General features: G+C 70.2%; 17 protein-coding genes. 2 read left to right on the top strand and 15 right to left on the bottom strand.

Annotated elements, in window-relative coordinates:
- Nucleotides 1-53: 53 nt before the first annotated feature.
- The 6 genes from thrB to ACFV6H_RS01070 all read right to left on the bottom strand — a co-directional run bounded on the left by thrB (nt 54) and on the right by ACFV6H_RS01070 (nt 6,968).
- Nucleotides 54-971 (bottom strand): homoserine kinase, encoded by a 918-nt coding sequence (gene thrB, locus ACFV6H_RS01095; protein ID WP_385537029.1) that lies wholly within the window; start codon nt 969-971, stop codon nt 54-56.
- A gap of 329 nt (nt 972-1,300) precedes the next feature.
- A complete protein-coding gene (gene thrC, locus ACFV6H_RS01090; RefSeq protein WP_385537026.1) occupies nt 1,301-2,383 on the bottom strand; it encodes a threonine synthase in 1,083 nt (360 codons plus the stop codon).
- 7 nt (nt 2,384-2,390) lie between these two features.
- Nucleotides 2,391-3,692: a homoserine dehydrogenase gene (locus ACFV6H_RS01085; RefSeq protein WP_385537023.1), complete on the bottom strand. Its 1,302-nt coding sequence runs from the start codon at nt 3,690-3,692 to the stop codon at nt 2,391-2,393.
- Between the two features lie 108 nt (nt 3,693-3,800).
- Nucleotides 3,801-5,195, bottom strand: a complete 1,395-nt coding sequence (gene lysA / locus ACFV6H_RS01080; RefSeq protein ID WP_385537019.1) for a diaminopimelate decarboxylase — start codon at nt 5,193-5,195, stop codon at nt 3,801-3,803.
- A 101-nt stretch (nt 5,196-5,296) separates the two neighbouring features.
- Nucleotides 5,297-6,409, bottom strand: a complete 1,113-nt coding sequence (nrtL, locus tag ACFV6H_RS01075) for an ArgS-related anticodon-binding protein NrtL (protein ID WP_385537016.1) — start codon at nt 6,407-6,409, stop codon at nt 5,297-5,299.
- 115 nt (nt 6,410-6,524) lie between these two features.
- Nucleotides 6,525-6,968, bottom strand: a complete 444-nt coding sequence (locus ACFV6H_RS01070) for a response regulator (RefSeq protein ID WP_384784280.1) — start codon at nt 6,966-6,968, stop codon at nt 6,525-6,527.
- Between the two features lie 124 nt (nt 6,969-7,092).
- On the opposite strand from ACFV6H_RS01070, the gene ACFV6H_RS01065 reads away from it, so the two are divergent.
- On the top strand, nt 7,093-7,449 hold the full coding sequence (locus tag ACFV6H_RS01065) for a hypothetical protein (protein ID WP_384975948.1): 357 nt from the start codon (nt 7,093-7,095) through the stop codon (nt 7,447-7,449).
- On the opposite strand, the gene ACFV6H_RS01060 is transcribed toward ACFV6H_RS01065, so the two are convergent.
- Nucleotides 7,385-7,849, bottom strand: a complete 465-nt coding sequence (locus ACFV6H_RS01060) for a MerR family transcriptional regulator (RefSeq protein WP_385537012.1) — start codon at nt 7,847-7,849, stop codon at nt 7,385-7,387. The genes ACFV6H_RS01065 and ACFV6H_RS01060 overlap by 65 nt on opposite strands.
- Before the next feature lie 123 nt (nt 7,850-7,972).
- On the opposite strand from ACFV6H_RS01060, the gene ACFV6H_RS01055 reads away from it, so the two are divergent.
- Nucleotides 7,973-9,190 (top strand): MFS transporter, encoded by a 1,218-nt coding sequence (locus ACFV6H_RS01055; RefSeq protein WP_385537009.1) that lies wholly within the window; start codon nt 7,973-7,975, stop codon nt 9,188-9,190.
- Nucleotides 9,191-9,206: 16 nt separating this feature from the next.
- On the opposite strand, the gene ACFV6H_RS01050 is transcribed toward ACFV6H_RS01055, so the two are convergent.
- The 8 genes from ACFV6H_RS01050 to pstA form a co-directional block, all read right to left on the bottom strand.
- Nucleotides 9,207-9,749, bottom strand: coding sequence for an HIT family protein (locus tag ACFV6H_RS01050; RefSeq protein WP_385537006.1), 543 nt, complete (start codon nt 9,747-9,749; stop codon nt 9,207-9,209).
- A gap of 18 nt (nt 9,750-9,767) precedes the next feature.
- Nucleotides 9,768-10,619: a phosphate ABC transporter ATP-binding protein gene (locus tag ACFV6H_RS01045; RefSeq protein WP_384784270.1), complete on the bottom strand. Its 852-nt coding sequence runs from the start codon at nt 10,617-10,619 to the stop codon at nt 9,768-9,770.
- A gap of 21 nt (nt 10,620-10,640) precedes the next feature.
- A complete protein-coding gene (locus ACFV6H_RS01040; protein ID WP_384784268.1) occupies nt 10,641-11,582 on the bottom strand; it encodes a sortase in 942 nt (313 codons plus the stop codon).
- 220 nt (nt 11,583-11,802) lie between these two features.
- Nucleotides 11,803-13,248, bottom strand: coding sequence for an Ig-like domain-containing protein (locus ACFV6H_RS01035; protein ID WP_385537002.1), 1,446 nt, complete (start codon nt 13,246-13,248; stop codon nt 11,803-11,805).
- A gap of 217 nt (nt 13,249-13,465) precedes the next feature.
- The gene (locus tag ACFV6H_RS01030; protein WP_385536998.1) at nt 13,466-14,563 is read right to left on the bottom strand and encodes a hypothetical protein; all 1,098 of its coding nucleotides are present in this window, start codon (nt 14,561-14,563) and stop codon (nt 13,466-13,468) included.
- Nucleotides 14,564-14,815: 252 nt separating this feature from the next.
- Complete coding sequence (locus ACFV6H_RS01025) at nt 14,816-17,347, bottom strand: hypothetical protein (protein WP_385536995.1); 2,532 nt, start codon at nt 17,345-17,347, stop codon at nt 14,816-14,818.
- Nucleotides 17,344-19,089: a phosphate ABC transporter substrate-binding protein PstS gene (locus ACFV6H_RS01020; RefSeq protein ID WP_385536991.1), complete on the bottom strand. Its 1,746-nt coding sequence runs from the start codon at nt 19,087-19,089 to the stop codon at nt 17,344-17,346. The genes ACFV6H_RS01025 and ACFV6H_RS01020 overlap by 4 nt, the downstream gene beginning before the upstream one ends.
- Nucleotides 19,086-20,351 (bottom strand): phosphate ABC transporter permease PstA, encoded by a 1,266-nt coding sequence (gene pstA, locus ACFV6H_RS01015; RefSeq protein ID WP_384975963.1) that lies wholly within the window; start codon nt 20,349-20,351, stop codon nt 19,086-19,088. The genes ACFV6H_RS01020 and pstA overlap by 4 nt, the downstream gene beginning before the upstream one ends.
- Between the last annotated feature and the right edge of the window lie 103 nt (nt 20,352-20,454).

Raw genomic sequence — 20,454 nt, 5'->3', positions numbered from 1 at the left:
ACTACCGGCTCCAACAAACATTCCCCCTCTCACTCACCGGCAATCTTGTGCGACTAAGAGCCGAGCGGCAGTACGCTCGCGCCCGCGGCGTCGAGGGCCAGCCGGTTGGCCGCCCATCCCTCGCCCGCGAGCCGTGCGACCTTGTCGGCCGCACCGTCCTCGACCAGCGCGAGCACCGTGGGGCCCGCGCCGGAGATGACCGCGGGGACGCCGTCCGCGCGCAGTCGGTTGACAAGGGCGATGCTCTGCGGCATCGCCGGTGTCCGGTAGTCCTGGTGGAGCCGGTCCTCGGTGGCCGGGAACAGCAGCTCGGGACGCCTGGTCAGCGCCTCCACGAGCAGGGCCGCGCGGCCGGCGTTGACGGCGGCGTCCACATGCGGAACCGTACGCGGCAGCAGGCCACGGGCCGTCTCCGTGAGCACCGGGCTGTCCGGGACGAAAACCACCGGAACGATGGAATCGGCGGGATCCATCCTGATGGCGCGCGCCGCTCCGCCGTCCATCCAGGCCAGCGTGAATCCTCCGTAGAGACAGGCCGCGACATTGTCGGGATGTCCCTCGATCTCGGTGGCCAGCTCCAGCAGCGCCGCGTCGTCGAACCGGGCGTCGCCGCCTATGGTCACGGCGCGGGCGGCGACGATGCCCGCGCAGATCGCGGCGGAGGAGGAGCCCAGGCCCCGGCCGTGCGGAATGCGGTTGGCGCAGACGACCTCCAGACCGCGCGGCTGTCCGCCGAGCAGGTCGAAGGCCGTGCGCAGGGAGCGTACGAGCAGATGACTCTCGTCCCGTGGCAGCGTTTCTGCGCCCTCACCGGCGATGTCGACATGCAGGCCGGAGTCGGCGACGCGGACGACCACGTCGTCGTAGAGCCCCAGCGACAGGCCCAGGGCGTCGAAGCCCGGACCGAGATTGGCGCTGGTGGCGGGGGTGCGCACCCGTACGGCGGCGGCGCGGAACGCGGGACCGGCCATCGCTCTGACGACTCTCCTTGTGACGGCGTGACTGCGTGCTGGGGACTGTGCTGACTATGACGGTGGTGTGGGGCGACTGCGAGATGTTCGAGGACATGCGGAACGCCCGGGGGCCACGGGGGCGACAACACCGCGGCATATGCGGCGGGGCGGGTTGGGTACAGCCTATCGAAGGAAGGTTGTATGGCGACATAGGGCGCACAGGAGGCGCACGATGCGTGTCGCGTGCCTCCTGTGCGCCTTTGTCGGCCTTGCCGCCCTTGGGGCGACGAGCGGGCGGCGGCCGGACGGCGAACAGGCGGTGGCCAGGTCCTGTCCGGCCGATGGCGTCAGCTCAGACCGAGGCGCTGTGCGGCGACGGTGGCGTCGACCGGCACGGTCACCGGCTGCGGCGCTCCCGCGACCGCCCAGTCCGGATCCTTGAGACCGTTGCCCGTGACCGTGCAGACGATGCGCTGGCCGGCATCGACCTTGCCCTCCTCGGCGGCCTTGAGCAGACCGGCCACGGAGGCCGCCGAGGCGGGCTCCACGAAGACACCCTCCTGGGCGGCCAACAGCCGGTAGGCGGCCAGGATCTGCCGGTCCGTCACCTCGTCGATGAAGCCGCCGGACTCGTCGCGCGCGGCCAGCGCGTACCGCCAGGAGGCCGGGTTGCCGATCCGGATCGCGGTGGCGACGGTGTGCGGGTCCTTGACGACCTCGCCGCGCACGATGGGCGCGGAGCCGGAGGCCTGGAAGCCCCACATACGCGGGGTACGGGCCGCCATGCCGTCGGCGGCGTACTCGGTGTAGCCCTTCCAGTACGCCGTGATGTTGCCGGCGTTGCCGACGGGCAGCACATGGATGTCCGGCGCCTCGCCGAGCGCGTCCACGATCTCGAACGCGGCGGTCTTCTGACCTTCGATACGTACCGGATTGACCGAATTGACCAGTGCCACCGGGTAGTTGTCGGAGAGCGAGCGCGCCAGCGTCAGACAGTCGTCGAAGTTGCCGTCGACCTGGAGGATCTTCGCGCCGTGGACCAGCGCCTGGCCCATCTTGCCGAGGGCGATCTTGCCCTGCGGCACCAGTACGGCGCAGACCATGCCGGCCCGTACCGCGTAGGCGGCGGCCGAGGCCGAGGTGTTGCCGGTGGAGGCGCAGATGACCGCCCGGGCGCCCTCCTCCTTGGCCCGGGTGATGGCCATGGTCATGCCACGGTCCTTGAAGGATCCGGTCGGGTTGGCGCCCTCGACCTTGAGATGAACCTCACATCCCGTGCGCTCGGACAGCACCTGCGCCGGGACGAGCGGCGTACCGCCCTCACGGAGCGTGACGACCTGCGTGGTGTCCGTCACCGGGAGGCGGTCCCGGTACTCCTCGATGATGCCGCGCCACTGGTGGGTGCCCCGCTGGGTGCCGATGCTGGTCATGGGTCCCTTACTCCCCTTCAACACGCATGATGCTGGCGACACCGCGCACGGTGTCGAGCTTGCGCAGCGCCTCGACGGTCCCGGAGAGGGCGGCGTCGGGCGCGCGGTGGGTGACGACGACGAGGGCTGCCTCGCCGTCGCCGTCCTGGCGGCCTTTCTGGCGCACCGTATCGATGGATACGCCGTGCTCGGCGAAGACCGTGGCGACCTGGGCCAGTACGCCAGGTTTGTCGGCGACGTCGAGGCTGATGTGGTAGCGCGTGACGACCTCGCCCATACCGCTCACGGGAAGCCGTGTGTACGCGGACTCGCCCGGGCCGGTGGCGCCGCTCAGCCGGTTGCGGCAGACGGCGACCAGATCGCCCAGTACGGCGGAGGCGGTCGGTGCGCCGCCGGCGCCGGGACCGTAGAACATGAGCTGTCCGGCCGCGTCGGCCTCGACGAAGACCGCGTTGTACGCCTCCCGCACGGAGGCCAGCGGATGGCTGAGCGGGATCATCGCCGGATGGACACGGGCGGTGACGGAGCGGCCGTCGGCGGCCCGCTCGCAGATGGCGAGGAGTTTGACCGTGCAGCCCATCTGTTTCGCGGAGGCCAGATCGGCGGAGGTGACCTCCGTGATGCCCTCGCGGTACACGTCGTCCAGCCGGACCCGGGTGTGGAAGGCGATCCCGGCGAGGATGGCGGCCTTGGCGGCGGCGTCGAAGCCCTCGACGTCCGCGGTCGGATCGGCCTCGGCGTAACCGAGGGCGGTGGCCTCGTCCAGCGCCTCCGAGTAGCCGGAGCCCGCGGAGTCCATCCGGTCGAGGATGAAGTTGGTCGTGCCGTTGACGATGCCGAGGACGCGGTTGACCTTGTCACCGGCGAGCGACTCGCGCAGCGGCCGGATCAGCGGTATGGCACCGGCGACGGCCGCCTCGAAGTACAGGTCCCTGCCGTGCCGCTCGGCGGCCTCGTAGAGCGTCGTACCGTCCTCGGCGAGCAGCGCCTTGTTGGCGGAGACGACGGAGGCGCCGTGCTCGAACGCGGTGGTGATGAGCGTACGGGCGGGCTCGATCCCGCCGATGACCTCCACCACCACATCTATGTCACCGCGCTTGATCAGGGCGGTGGCATCGGTGGTGATCAGGGCGGGATCGATGCCCGCACGGACCTTGGACGGGCGCCGTACGGCGACTCCGGCCAGCTCCACCGGGGCACCGATCCGGGCGGTGAGGTCGTCGGCGTGCGTCGTCATGATGCGCGCCACCTCTGAGCCGACCACGCCACAGCCCAGCAGCGCCACCTTCAGCGGACGCGTACGCATCATCCGACCTACGCCTTTCATCCATCACAGCCTTTTCAAGCAGGAATCCGAACCAGTCTCACTCACCGGACGGGGCTTTCTGCCCTCTGTCCAGATTGCGAGACATGTATTTCACTCTCCGACGTCGAGACGCAGAAGATCTTCCTCCGTCTCACGCCGGACGATCACCCGGGCCCCGCCGTCCTTGACGGCGACGACGGGCGGCCGGAGCGCGTGGTTGTAGTTGCTCGCCATCGAGCGGCAGTACGCGCCGGTGGCGGGCACGGCGATCAGATCCCCGGGCGCCAGATCGGCGGGCAGGAACGCGTCCCGTACGACGATGTCGCCGCTCTCGCAGTGCTTGCCGACGACACGCGTCAGCATCGCCTCGGCGTCGGAGCGGCGCGAGACGAGCGCCACGCTGTACTCGGCGTCGTACAGGGCCGTACGGATGTTGTCGGACATGCCGCCGTCCACACTGACATAGGTACGCAGTCCTTCGAGCGGCTTGATGGTGCCGACCTCGTAGAGCGTGAAGGCCGTGGGCCCGACGATCGCGCGGCCCGGCTCGACGGAGATACGCGGTGTGCGCAGCCCGGCGGACTCACACTCACGGGTGACGATGTCGCTGAGCGCCTTGGCGATGTCGTGCGGCTCGCGCGGATCGTCCTCGGAGGTGTACGCGATCCCGAGGCCGCCGCCGAGGTCGATCTCGGGCAGCTCCACACCGTGCTCGTCGCGCACCTGCGCGAGAAGCTGCACCACACGGCGGGCGGAGACCTCGAAGCCGGCCATGTCGAAGATCTGCGAGCCGATGTGCGAGTGGATGCCGATCAGTTCGAGACCGTCGAGCGTGAGCGCCCTTCTGACGGCCTCGGCGGCCTGCCCGCCGGCCAGCGCGATACCGAACTTCTGGTCCTCGTGGGCGGTGGCGATGAACTCGTGCGTATGGGCCTCGACGCCCACGGTGACCCGGATCTGCACCCGCTGACGGGTGCCCAGGCGCTGGGCGACATGCGCGACCTGGACGATCTCCTGGAAGGAGTCGAGGACGATACGGCCGACACCGGCGGAGACGGCGCGCTCGATCTCCTGGAGCGACTTGTTGTTGCCGTGGAAGGCGATGCGTTCGGCGGGCATTCCGGCGGCGAGCGCGGTGGCGAGTTCACCGCCGGAGCACACGTCGAGATTGAGCCCTTCCTCGTGCAGCCAGCGGACCACGGCCCGGGAGAGGAACGCCTTGCCCGCGTAGAACACGTCCGCGTCCGCGCCGAAGGCATCGGACCAGGCGCGGCAGCGCGCGCGGAAGTCGGTCTCGTCGAGGATGTACGCCGGCGTGCCGAACTCCTCGGCCAGCCTGGTCACCTCGATACCGGCGACGGTGGCGACGCCGTCCTCGTTCCTGCGGACCGTACGCGACCAGACCTTCTCGTCCAGGACGTTCAGATCGGCGGCCGGGGCGGTGTAGTGGCCTTCGGGGAGTACATCCGCGTGACGTGGGCCTGCGGGGTGTGCGGAACGGCTCATCTCGTGGCTCTCTTGGCTCTCTCAGAGGTGTGCTTGTGCGGTGTGTCCGGGACGTGGGACAGGCGTCGACATGCGTCGACGTGCGACATGTGTCACAGCGGTCAGAGGTGTTCTGGGGCATCGATGCCGAGCAGGGACAGGCCGCCGGCCAGCACGGCTCCGGCGGCTTCGGCGAGTGCGGTCCTGGAGCGGTGGGCGGCCGAGGGTTTCTCGTCTCCGAGCGGCAGCGGACGGCAGATCTCCTGGAAGCGCAGGAACGCCTCCGCGGTGTGTTCGAGATGGCGGGCGAGCCGGTCGGGCGCGCGCAGCCGGGCGGCGGCTTCGAGGACGGCGGGATGGTTGCCGAGGGCGGTGAACAGGGCGGAGGTGACGGTGACCTGCGCGGTGGGCTGTGTGGTGGCCTGCTTGGTGGCCTGCGCGGCGCTGTCACGGCCGGGGGATTCGGTGTCGTACGCGTCGGAGTGCGCGTCAAGGTCGGTGTACTGGCTCGGGATGCCGCTCGGGATGCCGAGGTGCGCCGCGTTGCGGACGAGCGCGCGGGCGCGCGCGTACGCGTACCGCACCCGGAACAGGGCGTTGCTCTCGCGCTGGACGAGCAGCTCCGGGCCCGTGTACGGACGGTCATGGGCGGCGGGCCGCAGCAGCGCCCAGTGCGCGGCGCCATGGCCGAGCCGGGCGAAGAGATCGTCGGGGCCGGTGCCGGAGTCGAGGCCTGCGGGTACGACTGTGAGGCGCTCCATGGCGCCCGGTACGACGGCCGCCTCGGCGCCCTGGCTGCGGAGCAGCCGTACGACGGTGTCGGTCCAGACGCGGGCGCGCGAATCGCCGTCGGGCGCTGTCGCGAAGGCCACGGCCGTACCGGCGAGCGCGTCGCCGTGTCCGTACCGGGCGGGATCGCCGAGGATCGTACGGACCAGATCGGCCCGGCTGTCCCGGCCGAGCGTGAAGTTCAGAAAGCCGGGCCCGGTGATCTCGACGCGTGCGATGCCGTGGCTCGTGTCGACGCGGCTGCGCAGGATCTCGGCGATCTCGCGCGGCGGGCGTCCGGCCGGGCCCGCGAGCCGCAGCGCGACATTGGAGGCGTAGTCGCCGAGGCCGCCGGGACGGGAGCGCTCGACGGTGATCCGTTCGGGTACGGGCCCCGGCAGGACGTCGTCCTCGACCGCGCGGCACACGGCGTGCCGCACGGTTCGGGAGAGTTCTGCGGGGGTCACGGGACCAGCGTAGGGGAGGAGGGGGGCCACTCCGCGAACCGGTTTCGCGATGCGGTCAGGATGCGGTCGGCCCGATGGCCTCGGAGGCTCCGGGCGCCCCGGCCGACCGGCGTCGTCAGCCCCGCGCGCTTTCCGCGTGGCCCGCCGCTCCGTGTCTGCCGTCGAGGTCGAGCGGAGGCGGCGCGTCCTGGTGGGTCAGTCGCCGTACGAGACGGACCAGCTCGGACGGTTCGAAGGGCTTGGCCAGAAAGGCGTCCACACCGACGGCGATACCGGACTCCACCTCGTACTGCGTACAGGCGCTGATGATCGCTATCGGCAGCCGTCTCGTCCGCGGATCCGCGCGCAGCCGCGCTGCCGTGTGAGGTCCGTCCAGGCGCGGCATCACCACATCGAGGGTGACAACATCGGGCATGACCTCGTGCACCACGTCCAGGCACTCGGCACCATCGGCCGCGGTCACGACCTCGAAACCCTCCAGTTCGAGATTGACCCTGATCAGCTGCCGGATGACTCTGTTGTCGTCCACGACAAGCACCCGGCCGGACGCGCCTGACACATGTCGAGAGTAGGTCGGACTCCGGGGCCGCGTCCGGGTTTTACCGACTTCCGGTCGGCGTCCGGCCGGCGGGCGGTCGGCGGACGGCACGGGCGCCGCGGCGCGGCCCGCCTAGGCTCTCCGTATGGAACAGAGCGAAGTCGTTCTCAGGGCCATCGGCATTCTGACCCAGTCCGCGGAGTGGATCCGTACCGCCGACCGGGATTCGGCCACCGGCGCCGAGTCGGGAGCGGGCCAGATCGGGTCGTTGCTCGCCGAGGTCTTCCCGTCGTTCACGGTCTCTCCCGAGGCCACGCCGCTGGAGGCGGCGCACGCGGTGACCGAGGCGGCGCTGCCCGCGATCATGCAGCTCATCGGGGCATTCAGCTTTGTCTACTCCGAGCTGGCGGAGGTCCATGACAGCGGGCGTACGGACATCACGTCGGAGGCGCTTCTGCGGGAACTGGCTCTCCGGATGTCGCGCCCGAACGACCCGGTGTAGGGGCAGGAGCCGCAGGAGAGGGAGACGAGGCCTCAGAGGCCGACAGGACGGCGGCCAGGTAGGCGTGGATGGCGTCGCGGTTGCGGGCCAGGCAGTCGATGCGCTGCTGGATCCGCTCCGCCTCGCCGCGCAGCAGGGCGGCGGTCTCGGGCGTGAGGCACTCCGGGTGGAGATGGATCTCGTCCGGCTTGTCCAGAAAGGGCAGGATGCGGCGGATGATCTCAGTGGTGAGGCCGGAGTCGAGCAGTCCGCGGATCTGCTGGACGCGGTGGACCGCGGGCTCGTCGTAGGAGCGGTAGCCGTTGTCGGCGCGCTCCGGGTGGAGCAGGTCCTGCTCCTCGTAGTAGCGCAGCATCCGGGTGGGGACGCCGGTACGGCGGGAGAGTTCACCGATCTTCATGGCGCTCGCTCCGTGCGGGATCGGGCCTCAAAGGGCGAGGGCCTCCTGGGGCCGGGCTTGAAGGGCCGTGCTTGCAGAGCCGGGCTTGCTTTCACACTGGTGTGAAGGTTTCACCATGCTCGCATGTCCATCGCATCGAGAGACGCATCGACAGTCGGCTCCGGCACCGAGGCGGAGTCCACGCCCGCACGGTTGCCGCTCCTGGGGCTGCTCGCCCTGTTCACCGCGGCGTTCACCGCCGTACTGACCGAACTGCTGCCCGCCGGGCTGCTGCCCGGGATGAGCCGGAGCCTGGGCGTGTCCGAGGGCCGGGTCGGGTTCCTGGTGACCGGTTACGCCGCCGCCTCCTTTCTCGCGGCCATTCCGCTCACCGCCGCGCTGCGCGGTCTGCGCCGGCGTCCGGTGCTCATCGGCACGCTGGCCGGCTTCGCGCTCTGCAACGCCGTCACCGCCCTCTCGTCCAGCTACGCGCTGACCTTCGGCGCGCGGCTGGTGGCCGGTGTCATGGGCGGCACGCTGTGGGCGATGCTCGCGGGCTACGCGGCCCGTATGGTCCCGGCCGAGCGCCGGGGCCGCGCCATCGCGATCGTGCTGGCCGGGATCACGGTCGCGCTCTCCTTCGGCATCCCGGCGGGCACGGCCCTGGCCGGACTGGCGGGCTGGCGGACGGCCTTCGCGACGGTGGCCGTGCTGGCGGTGGTGCTGGTGGGCTGGGTGGTGTGGCGGGTCCCGGACTTTCCCGGGGAACCGGCCTCGGAACGCGTTCCGTTGTGGCGTATCGCCGCCATGCCCGGCATCCGGACGGTGCTGACCATCACGCTGCTCCTGCTGCTGGGCCACCAGGCGATGTATACGTACATGGCGCCGTTCACCGAGCGCTCCGGCTTCGGCCGTACGGGCCTGGTCCTGTTCGTCTTCGGGCTCGCCACGGTTGCCGGGATTTGGCTCGTCGGCGTACTGATCGACCGTCATCCACGGCGGACGCTGCTGGGCGCCCTGGCCCTGATCGCGGCGGCGATGCTCGCGCTGGGCCTCTTCGGGCGCAGCCCGGTGGTCCTGCTGGCCGCTGTCGCGGCATGGGGCGTCGCTTTCGGCGGAGCGCCCACGCTGTTGCAGACCGCGCTGGTACGGATCTCGGGGCCCGGGCGGGCGGATGTGGCGACGTCGATGCAGACGACGGTCTACAACGCGGGCATCGCGGCGGGATCCCTGGCGGGCGGCGTCGTCCTGGAGAGCGCGGACGCCGGAGCGGGCGCACTGCCCTGGACCGCACTGCCACTGATCACCGTGGCCCTGACCACAGTCAGGGCCTCCCGCCGCCACGCCTTCCCACCACGCTGAAAGCCGGGGCCGGACCTCAGACCGGCCCGTCCGCCTGGGCCTCCGCCTCGGCCTCTGCGGACAGCCTCGCACTGACCGCCCGGCGCAGCCGTCCCGCCAACTCGGCGCTCTCCTCCGGCGTTACGGTCAGGACTCCGTTCTCCGCCATGAGCGCGTGATACTGCTGCCGCCCGTACGGCACGCCCGGTGGCAGGCCCGCGATGTGCCAGTGGAGATGGGCGTTGCCCTCCTGGCTGCCGAGCGAGAGCAGATACGTACGCTCGGGCTTCAGCACATCCTCCATCGCCAGCGCCACCGCCCGTACGAACAGCATCAGCCGACTGTACGCGGCCTCGTCCAAGTCACGGACGACATGCTCGACATGGCGCTTGGGCGCGACCAGTACCTTCCCGGGCAGGGTGGGCCAGCGATCGAGGAAGGCGACATGCTCGTCGTCCTCGTACACCACGTCATGCCGATAGCCCGGCTCGCCCGCCAGAAACGCGCAGACAAAACAGGGCCCGCTCCGCGCCTGCCGCTCGTACTGCTCAAGATCCATGGCCCGGCGTTCCGTCGACACGCCCAAACCCTATCGGGCCTATCCGAAGCGGCCGTTGACGTAGTCGGACGTCCTCGGGTCCTGCGGGCTGTTGAACATCGCGTCCGTGGCGCCGTGTTCGACGATGACTCCGGGCGTGCCCTGTTCCGCGAGGAAGAAGGCGCAGGAGTCGGAGACCCGGGCGGCCTGCTGCATGTTGTGGGTGACGATGACGATCGTCACCTCCGACCTGAGTTCGGCGATGGTCTCCTCGATACGGCGCGTCGAGGTCGGGTCGAGGGCCGAGCAGGGCTCGTCCATCAGCAGGACCCTGGGACGTACGGCCAGGGAGCGGGCGATGCAGAGGCGCTGCTGCTGGCCGCCGGAGAGGGCGCCGCCCGGCTGGCGGAGGCGGTCCTTGACCTCGCGCCAGAGGCCGGCCTTGGTGAGGCACTCCTCCACGAGGTCGTCCTTGCCGTCGCGGTGGGCCTTGATGCCGTTGAGCTTGAGTCCGGCCACGACATTGTCGTACAGGGACATGGCCGGGAACGGATTGGGCTTCTGGAAGACCATGCCGATCTGGCGCCGGGCATGGGTGATACGGCGCCCGCGGTCGTAGATGTCGCCGCCGTCGAGCAGCACGCGTCCGGCGAGACCGGCGGACGGGATCAGCTCGTGCATACGGTTGAGAATGCGCAGGAAGGTCGACTTGCCGCAGCCCGACGGGCCGATCAGCGCCGTGACCTCGTGCGCGGGCATGGTGAGCGAGACACGGTCGAGCACCTTGTGGTCGCCGAACCACGCGGAGATGCTCTCGGCCTCCAGCGAGGCGGCGGTGTCACGGCCGGTGTCACGGCCCACCGCGGGCAGGCCCACGGTGTCGGCGAGTTGCTGCGAGGTGGTGGCGGTCATGATGGATCAACTCCCGGTGTTTCAGAGCAGGTTGGGCAGAAGGCGGGTGACGGCGCCGGCGCAGGCCAGGCCCAGGGCGGCCAGTACGGGCACGGCGCAGATCCAGGTCTGCCAGCGGCCCCAGACACGCTGTGTCCAGGCGGCGAGCAGCGCGGCGAGGAAGAGCGCCTGGATCCAGAGGAAGACCGCGAGCCAGGCTCCGCTGTCGCCCTTCAGCGCCTCCTCCGCCGTACCGATCCAGCCGGAGGGCCGGTCGCGCGGCGGACTGGGCTGTACGGGACTGGTCAGTTCGGCGTCCACGCGCAGCACTCCCGAGGGCGTGTACGCGGGCCCGGTGGCGGTGATCAGTGTCAGCCTGCCCCGGTTCGGATCGGTGCTGGGCGCGGGCAGCGCGTCACCGGCCCGCCGGGCGCCGGTGACCCGGTACTCCGCCTTGCCCTGACCGGTCATCACCGTGATCGTGGCGTTCACCGGGAGCCGATCGAGATTGGCGAAGGGACTGCCGTATCCCCACAGCCTGCCCATGATCACGGCGGTGCCGGCCTGTCCCGGCAGCGGAGTGTCACGGCGGTGGCCTGGCCCGGACATCAGGACACCCGAGGTGGTGCCCTCGCCGACGACCTCGTGGACACCGAGGTCCGGGATGTCCAGCAGCGCGACGGGCGCGCCGAGCGCGAGCTGCTTGCCTTCGACATCGCGCCCGCCCACCGGCGCGGTGCCCTCGGCGAGTTGCTTGCGCAGCTCGTCGTACGAGACCTGCTGGTCGCGCGCGTGCTTGAGATGCCCGACGACGGTGAGATTGGCGGCGAAGCCGAGCAGCACGGCGGCGAGCACGCACAGCGCGGCCCCGGTCAGCGCCAGGCCGGGACGGGTGGCGGTCGGGGCGCCTTTCCCGCGCTGGACGGGCCGTCGGGGCCCGGCCTGCGGGGCGGAGGCGGAGGGCGGCGATATCAGAACGGCCACGGTGGCTGCGCTCCTCGCTCTCGGGATGGAGTGGTGGTAGGGCGGTGGGTGGCGAGCGGAGGGGATGGGCCGGATCGCGGGTGCCGCCACCGGTACAGGCGTACGGGCGGCACCGGTACGGGCACGGCTCCGGTACTACGGATACGAGCGCGGGCCCGGGGGCAGGCATACGGTCTGCCCCCGGAAGCCCTCGCCCGCGCGTTCCGTCTGCCGTTGCGCGTCAGTCGACCGGCGTACCGGACGGCGCGGCGAACGTGAGCAGGCCCTTGCGCCGCGCGCTGACCACAAAGGCCGCGCCCACGAAGAGCAGTGCCAGCGAGCCGAGGCCGATCGCCGCGACACCGGTACCGGTGGAGGCGAGAGAGCCGTCTCCGCCACCGCTGCCGCCGTCCGAACCGCCTGTACCGCCGGTGTCCGAGCCGCCGGTGTCGCCACCGGTCGCACCGTCCGTCGTACCGCCGTCCACGCCGGTGCTGTCACTGGGCTCGGGGCTGGGGTCCGGGTCGGCCACCTCGCCGGTGGTGAAGGCGAACGCGACGCTGTGGCCGTCCGCCTTGTCCTCGGCGAGCGTCAGCGTGTGGTCGCCGTCGGCGATCTCGTCCGGGACGGTGAAGTCGTAGCCCTGCACGATGCCGTCGGCGTCCGCGGTGGCGTCGGCGAAGGCCGTCTCGCTGTCGGAGAGGGAGACCTTCACCGTGGCGTTCGCGGAGTAGCCGCGGGCGGTGATGGCGACCTTCTGACCAGCCTCCAGGGGCGGGTTCTCACCCAGCGGGTTGCCGTCCGCGTCGACGACTTCGAGCTCGGCGGGCTCCTCGGGGGACTCGGAGTCGCTGGGCGACGGGGAGCCCGACGGCGGGCCGGACGGGTCCGTGGCCGGCTGGACGGTGTAGCCGGTGATGGATCCGACCGAACCGGTGTAGGCGTCCGGGTCGGCGGGCGTGAACTGCGCCCCGATGTTCATCAGTCCCAGGGGCAGGGCCGTGGTGGTGAACACGGCGCTGCCGTTCTCGGCCGCCTTGCTGCCCAGTTCGATCGGCTCGGCGTTGAGCTGCTGCGCGGTCAGGGTGAAGTCACCCGCCACGGCGGGCGTGACCTTCGCCGTGAAGGTCACCGTGTCGCCCAGGTTCGACCCGGTCGCCGGGACCGCCGTCAGCTCGACACTGGTGGCCTCCGCCTGAGGCACCGCCCACGTGTCGCCCGTGACCTGGATGGTCGTGCTGAAGAAGGAGAACGCGTTCGGATCGTCCCAGTTGGGGCACTCAAGCTGGAGCGTGTAGGTGCCGTCATGGGGGTCACTGCCGAACCAGCCGATGAGGACCCCACCGAGAGAGGTGCCCCACACCGGCAGGTCGGTGTCCACGGGCGCGGTGTCATAGCCGCCTGCGCTCACCTGGCCGAGACTCGTACGCGATCCGTTCGTCGGGTGGACCACCTTGAACTGCACGGCGTCGCCCTGGCCTGTCGGGCACGGCACGTCCGTGGTCACATGCGGGACCAAGGGGTCGTCGGTGATGCTTCCGGAGGTCTTGCTGAGGGTCAGATCACCCAGCCGGCCCGCCGCGCTCGCGGTGGCCGCGGCGCCGAGTACGGCGGCTGCCGCACCCATCAGCAGGGCGCAGCACATCAGCAGCGCCGGAAGTGTTCTCGCTCGCGCGAGGCGTGTCATGGTCGGGTCCCCCACGGGGTGTCGGGCACGAGGTACCAATGTCGGTCAACAGGTGCCGGGTTCGGATGGATATCGGATGGACAAGGGATGGGACAGTCGGACGGCCTCGGGATACGCCGCGGGGCCGGGCACCCGATGAGTGCCCGGCCTTCGTACGGTGGAGAGTGCTCGGTGAAGAACCGGGGCGGAGACCGTGGTCAGTGCCCGCCCCGGGTCATCAGCGCTCGCCCTTGATGCTGGTGCCGCCGCAGGCGGCACCGATCGTGCCGAAGCCGTACTGCTCGATCGTGGCCGTCTGGGCGCAGACCTTGGCGATGACGGCGGGAGTGGTGGGAGTGGCGGGAATGGTCTCGAACGCGCTGATGAGGTCCGCGTCCGGGGTGGTGCCGCCGTTCAGCCGGGCGGTCGGGACGACGTTGTAGACGTCACGGGCGTACGGGAAGGCGGTGTTCAGCTTGCCGGCGACGCGCGGCGCGACACCGTTCACCCGGGTGAGGACCGTGACACCGTGACGGTCCGGCACTCCCGGCACACTACCGGTCTGGGCGATGTACTGGGCGATGGAGTACGGGGCGAGGTGACCGGGGTCGGTCAGCGCGGTGCCGTCGTGCTCCTGGACGGTGCCGTCGACGCACGAGCCGGGCGTCGTCACACCGATCTTCTCCAGGAAGAAGGTGCGGGTGCCGGAGCCCGACTGCGGCAGCAGCGGCTTCAGCGTGATGGTCACGGGGCCGCTCGGGGTCGAGTAGGTACGCGTGAGCGCCGCGGGAACGCAGTTGTAGATGTCGGTGAGCTGGGCGGTGGTGAAGCCCACACCGTCGTTGAGGAGGCTGTTCGAACGGACCGCGACGGTCACCGCGTCCTTGGCGAACGGAACGAACGTCAGCCGGTTGCTGGTGGTGGTGTCGACCGGGCCGCGGGAGGAGCGGGCGAAGTCGATGCAGTTCTTGGTGGGACCGGCCGGGGCCGAGAGGTCGGCACGCAGCGCGTCGATACCGGCCGAGGAACCATTCGGCCGGGTGATGGAACAGTTGAGGGCGCGGGTCTTGATGGGCGTGGGGGGCGTGGTGCCCGTCGCGTTGTACGAGGCGATCAGCCGGGGGCTGGGGGAGTTGTTGGGGTCGGCGATGGCCAGGCCGAGACCGTTGCCGACGTCCTGGGTGGTGTCGGAACCCACACCGACGAGCTGGCGGAACTCCGCCGCACCGGTCGTGGGGTTGACCGGGTCGGCCGACGCGGGGGACGCGAACAGGCTCAGACCGAGAGCGGCGGCGCCGACAGCGGCAGCCACGCGAATACGGGACTTGACGTTCACTTCTGTTCTCCTCCGTGAATACGGATTGCGAGCATTGGATGGTCAAGAGGAATCCGGATTTCGTGCCGCCGACCCGTCGGCCGGCACCATGAACATTTCCGCATCCCCACCCGCAGGACCACCAACTCCATTGAATTAAAAGGTTACGGGAGCATTTCCTAGGTGACACCTAGGGAATTCACCGGTGGTTACACGGAATTCCCGGAGGGCGGATCGCCGCTCCGGGAATTCCGGGGCCACGGTCCCGTCAGCTCATCCGGAGCCGCCCGTCGCCGCCCGCCGTACGGAGAGCCGCAGGAGTACGGGACCGGCCAGCGCGGCGACACCGCCCGCGACCAGGACGCCGAGCAGCACCCACCGGACGATGCCCAGCACCTCGCCCGGAGTCAGTCCGCCGGACGAGGCGAGACCGCTGTTCGCCGGGCCGGGACTGCCCGAGCCGCCCGTGCCCGAGCCCGTGCTCGCGCCCGGCGCGTCCGACGGATCGGGCGTACCGCCGTCGGCTCCGGCGCCTCCGTCCGTCGCTCCGCCGTCCCCGGCGCCCGCCGTGGTGCCCGAGCCGTCACCGCCGGTGGATCCGCCGGTCTCTTCGGCCGCGGCGCTGCCGCCACCGCTGCTGCCGGCGACCGAGTTCTCGTCGGACGGCGGGGCGTCCGGGTCGGCCGGCTTGCCGCGTTCGAGCCGGTCGGCGGCGGAAAGAGCCTGGTCACGCATCGTCTTGGGCATCGGCGCGTACCCGGGCGGCAGCTCTCCGGGCTCCAGCCCCAAGGTCTGGCCGGGGCCCGCCGCGTACCGGATCAGCCGCGCGTAGTCCCGGCGCGCGTCCGCGGGCTGGTCGAGCGGAGCGACGGCGTACGCGACCGCCGTCAGCGGATAGGCGCCGTTCTTCGCCGTGGCCGGCGTCGGTGCCTTGACTCCCGCCACGGCCGAGTCGGGCATACGGTCGACCGCCTTCAGCAGGGCGTCGGCGGTCGGCTTGACATACACACCGTCGGCGTTCGGGAGCGCGGCGAAATTCAGCCCGTAACGCATCGCGGACACGGCGTCGACAAAGGCGTACGCCTTGCGCTGTCCCGGGATGACGTTCGGTGCCACGAGCTTGACGCCGCTGGGTGCGCTGACGTCCTGGGCGGGTTGGAAGGTCGCCCCGTTGGAACCTCGCCGGACCTTCAGCGCCCCGTTGTGCATGTCGTTGGAATAGGGGGACTTCTCCAGTTGGCCGTACGAGATCTTCCGTATCTCGTCCCCGGTCGTCATCGACACCTCGGTGAGCGTCGGGTCCGCCTTCGGGAAGTCGATCGGGGCGTCCTTGTCAAGACCCAGCGGCAGATAGAAGGAATTCACCTTCATGCCCCAGGGATCCGGCTTCCCCTCCAGGAATTCCCGGGCCTCGGTGTCCGACTGGAGGTAGCGCCAGATCAGGGCATTGACGTCCGAATTACCGGCCTGAAGGATTATCGCGTTGGGCCCGAGCTGAGGCGCCGTGTCACGGTCGAAATACGGGTTCAGCTTTCTGAATTCCGGATCGACAATGAGGGACAGCGCATTTGTTTTGAGATGGTCCGGAACCGGATCCTGGAAGGTCATCTCCCGGATGTCGTAGGGGTACGAACCGGTCAGCAGCTTGGCCAGCAGGCGTGGACTGAGCTTGAGATCACGCACCTGCCCGGCGTTCCCGTCCTCCCAGAAGAAGCCGACCGTCAGAGCGCTGACCGCCACGGGAGCGTGCACGACCTCCGTCCCGCCCTCGACCGGCGCCACGGTGATGGCCGTTCCGGGCGAGGTGGATGTGGGATTCTCGATGAGTCTGCGCGCGTAGTCCTCGCCGGACTGGCTGAAGGAGAACCGCGCGTCGGCGCCCGAGCACAACTGCGTCTGCCAGGACGTGATGGCGTCGGTGAGCAGCTCGGACCCGATGACGCGGCGCTCCTGCTTGTCGGCGGGACAGGTGTCGCCCACCGGACTGAAGTCCATCGGGAAGACCATCCGCTGGTCCCAATTGGTCTGGCTCAGGGCGGAGGTCGTCAGCCCCGTGCTGACCTCGGAGGAGCCGTTCGGATCGTGTGTGCCACGGGGGATGACGACCAGCCAGCACCGCCGGGGCGTCGTCCGCCCGGCAGCCGGGTCGATCTCACCACAGCCCAGATACGGGGCTTCGAGTGCCGACTTCACCTCGAAGACCGCCTCGCCGGTGCCGTCCTGCCTCATCCGCAGGTAGGGCTGGGCGTTCGTGTCGTTGTTGCTGAAGTACGTCGCGTCGGTGTTCGTGTCGGTCGGTTCACCGACCACCGGCTGGAACGGCACGAACGGGTTGCTGCCCGCCGGGGCCTCGGCGTACTTCCGCTCCAGGGGATCCGTGCCCTTGGGCAGCGTTCGCAGGCCCAGGTTGCGGTCGCTCGCGTTGTTCAGTCCGTACTCGCACTGTTCACGTTCGGGCCCCGCGGCGCCGTCCCCCCAGCACTGCATGATCTGGAGAAAGTTCATGTAGTCCGTGGACGTCGACGTCTCAGGGCCCTTCCAGGTCACCTCGACACCCTGCGCACGCAGGTTCTCGGTCTGGTGGACCGTCACCTCAAGGTCGGAGAAGTCGTCGTACGGGCCCTTCTTGCCGCTCAGCGTCATCGCGGAGTCCTCCGCGTCGGCGTCCGCCGCCCGTATCTCGGGCGCCTCCGCCGCCTGGACAGGTCCGGACGGCAGCGGTACGAGGGCCAGCAGAAGGGCGCCGGCCAGCGCGCCGAGACCCGTCTTCACCCGCCGGGAGACGGGCATGCCGCGCACGCTCATCCCGATCCCTCCCTACGGCGTGTCCGCGCGGCCAGCGCGCGTGCCGTCAGCGGCGGGCCGACGATCACGCCGACGAGCAGCAGGGCGGAGAGCGCCATCAGCGCGCCACGCAGTCCCGATGCCTCGCCGGAGGCGAGGGTGACCGGGTTCGCGACGACCGAGGAGTCACCGCCGCCGGACGCGCCGTCATTGGTGATCAGTTCGCCGGTGTCCGGGTCGATCGTCCCGCCGGAGGCGCCGGCCGCCGCGGCCGGGTCCTGGGAGCCGGACGCGCCACCCGTGGCGCCGCCCGAGGCAGCCGCTCCGCCGGTGCCGGCCGAGGTGCCGCCCGTACCGCCGGTCGCTCCCGTACCGCCGGTGCCGCCCGTGCCGCCGCCAGAACCGCCGCTGCCCGAACCGCCGTTGGTGCCCTGCGCCGAGGGCTTCACCGGTGTGGACTCGTCCTTGGCGCCCGCGGTGCCGGTCGAGCACTGGGTCGAGCCCCGCTTGTCGCAGTCCTTGGGCTGCGGAGCGTTCTTGGCGAGCGTGTTGGTCCCGTCCGAGGAGAAGGTGGGATTGCGGCAGGAGTTGATGTTGACCTTGTCCTTGGGCGCGCCCGGGATCCGCTTGACCTGCTCGAAGCCCGCCAGGACCAGGTTCTTCGGCAGCGGCGAGTAGCCGAGTTCCTCGGCCATCTGCTGGCCGTCGCAGAGGAAGTAGTTGGCGAAGGTGCCCAGTGAGAGGCCCTTGGCCTCGGTCATCGGATTCTGCTCACCGGTCAGCGACGTGGGAATGATCATGTAGCTGTAGCTGGAGAGCGGATACGACCTCTTGTCCCCCGACCGGTAGACGCCGTCGAGAATCTGGGTCAGATAGTTGGTCGAGTTCTTGTCCGGGTTGATCCTGGCGTCGAGCAGGGCCACGGCGACGCTGGACGCGGTCGGCTCCACGTAGTAGTCCGAATCGTTGAGCACCTTGGCCACCGGGAAGCCGGTCGCGATCGCGTACGAGTACTCGACATAGGTGATCGCGCCCTCGGCCTGGCCCTGCTTCACAAAGCCCGAGACACCGAGGGATCCGGACTTGGCGATCGTCGACGTACCGGGCACCACCGGGAAGTACGAGGTGAGACCGCACGGCGTGGCACGGCCGGCCCGTCCGCAGTAGTCGTTCCAGGTCGAGCTGTGCTCCTTGGACAGCCAGGTGGTGAGCTGCGCCGTGGTACCGGAGCCGTCGGAGCGTACGACCGGGACGATCCTGCGTGCGGGCAGGGTGAGTCCGGGGTTGTCCGCCCTGATCTCGGGCGCGTTCCACATGGTGATCTTCGAGGTGAAGATCTTGGCGAGGACATCGCCGGACAGCCGCAGATTGGTGACCCGCTTGCCGCCGATCTTCAGGTTGTACATGAAGGCCGTACCGCCGGCCACGATCGGCATATAGGCATAACCGCGCTGCGGCGGGACATCGGTGACGCCGCCCTCCTTGAGCCCGTAGGGGATCTCGGAGACACCGAAGTCGACCGTGCCGTTCTTGAACTGCTCACGGCCGTTGGACGATCCGGTCGCGGCGAAGTTGACGGTCATACCGAAGTTGGAGGCGACATTGCGGCGCCACTGGTCGAGCGCGTTGGCACTCCAGGTGGAGCCCGCGCCGTTGATCTTCGGATAGGTCACCGCCCAGGCGGGCGGCGGGCCTACGGCGAGCAGCGCGCAGAGCAGCGCGGCCAGCACCATGGCCAGTCGGGAGACGGTCGCGGGTCTCACGGGGAACTCCTGAAGGGTGTGGCGGAGGGTGCGGCCGGCTTGTGGCCGTCCGTACCGGTGCGGGTGCGGGTGGCGAAGCGCTCGGCGTCACGGCGTGAGGCGAGCACCCGCCGATGGGTCTGACGGCGTGTCAACTGGCCCGGCGCGCGCCCGCCGATGATCCGGGCGGCGATGAACAGCAGCAGCACCAGGGCCATCAGCGTCGCCGCGGTGCCGAAGCCTCGGGCGATCATGTTCGGTTCGGGCGACTTGACGAACTCGAAGGTGGCCAGCGGCAGCGAGACCTGCGATCCGTCGAACGGATCGGCGTTCATCTCGGCGCTGAAGCCCGCCGTGAGCAGCACCGGAGAGGTCTCGCCGACTCCGCGCGCGGTGCCGAGGATCACCGAGGTGGTCAGGCCCGAGCGCGCGGTGGGCAGCACCACATGCCAGGCGGTGCGCCAGCGCGAGGTGCCCAGCGCGTACGAGGCCTCGCGCAGCGTGCCGGGCACCAGCCTGATCACCACGTCGGAGGCGCGGATGATGATGGGAAGCATCATCACCGCCAGCGCGAGGGAGGCGGCGAGGCCCGACCTGCCGGTGCCCAGGGTGAGGATCACGGTCGCGTAGATGAACAGGCCCGCGACGATGGACGGCAGCGCGGTCATGGCCTCGACGACGGTACGGACGAACCGCGCGAACCGTCCCGGCACCTCGTTGAGGAAGACAGCGCAGAGCAGCCCGGTCGGCACGGTGAGCACCAGCGCGATACCGATCTGCTCCAGTGTGCCGACGACGGCGTGCAGAATGCCGCCCACGCTCAGCGGTTCGAGCGGGCCCGAGAGCTTCATGTCCTCGGTGAAGAAGTTGAGATGAGGCAGTGCCTTGCGGCCCTCCCAGAGCGTGTAGACGATCACGAAGGCCAGGGCGGCGAGCAGAACCAGGCCCGCGGTGCGGACGACGACGCCGGCGAGCCGGTCCCGTACGGTCGCGCCGTCCTCGTCGAAGGAGACCAGCAGGGCATACAGGGCGAGGAAGATCACGTACCCGACGCAGACGAAGCCGACCGCGCCGTTGAACGGCAGCAGCCATACGAAGAGCAGCGCGGTCAGCCCGACGGCCGCGACGGCCGCGCCCAGCAGCGCATAGGTGTCCGAGGCCCGGCCCAGCGCCAGGGAACGCCGCCGCTCGCCGCCCGGCTCGGCGGGCCGCGGCCGGCTCGCGGGCAGCACGGTGCGCCGTTCCGCCGTGACGGACGGCGGCGTCTCGGGTGCGAGGGTCATAGCGGGTGAATCCCTTTGAGAGGCGGGCGTGAGAAGCGGGCGTGGAGTGGCGGGCGGCGGACCTGCGGCCGGACGGGCCCGGTGAACCGGCCCGGTCACGGCG

Origin of the sequence: Streptomyces sp. NPDC059743, from assembly GCF_042732975.1 — a bacterium.
Taxonomy (GTDB): Bacteria; Actinomycetota; Actinomycetes; order Streptomycetales; family Streptomycetaceae; genus Streptomyces.
The sequence above is the reverse complement of the archived record's forward strand: the minus strand, read 5'-3'. Positions and strand labels throughout refer to the sequence as shown.

Excerpts from the sequence above, each read along its gene's own strand:
- thrB (WP_385537029.1), bottom strand. The coding sequence starts at position 971 with ATGGCCGGTCCCGCGTTCCGCGCCGCCGCCGTACGGGTGCGCACCCCC.
- thrC (WP_385537026.1), bottom strand. The coding sequence starts at position 2,383 with ATGACCAGCATCGGCACCCAGCGGGGCACCCACCAGTGGCGCGGCATC.
- ACFV6H_RS01085 (WP_385537023.1), bottom strand. The coding sequence starts at position 3,692 with ATGATGCGTACGCGTCCGCTGAAGGTGGCGCTGCTGGGCTGTGGCGTG.
- lysA (WP_385537019.1), bottom strand. The coding sequence starts at position 5,195 with ATGAGCCGTTCCGCACACCCCGCAGGCCCACGTCACGCGGATGTACTC.
- ACFV6H_RS01065 (WP_384975948.1), top strand. The coding sequence starts at position 7,093 with ATGGAACAGAGCGAAGTCGTTCTCAGGGCCATCGGCATTCTGACCCAG.
- ACFV6H_RS01060 (WP_385537012.1), bottom strand. The coding sequence starts at position 7,849 with ATGAAGATCGGTGAACTCTCCCGCCGTACCGGCGTCCCCACCCGGATG.
- ACFV6H_RS01055 (WP_385537009.1), top strand. The coding sequence starts at position 7,973 with ATGTCCATCGCATCGAGAGACGCATCGACAGTCGGCTCCGGCACCGAG.
- ACFV6H_RS01045 (WP_384784270.1), bottom strand. The coding sequence starts at position 10,619 with ATGACCGCCACCACCTCGCAGCAACTCGCCGACACCGTGGGCCTGCCC.
- ACFV6H_RS01035 (WP_385537002.1), bottom strand. The coding sequence starts at position 13,248 with ATGACACGCCTCGCGCGAGCGAGAACACTTCCGGCGCTGCTGATGTGC.
- ACFV6H_RS01025 (WP_385536995.1), bottom strand. The coding sequence starts at position 17,347 with ATGAGCGTGCGCGGCATGCCCGTCTCCCGGCGGGTGAAGACGGGTCTC.
- pstA (WP_384975963.1), bottom strand. The coding sequence starts at position 20,351 with ATGACCCTCGCACCCGAGACGCCGCCGTCCGTCACGGCGGAACGGCGC.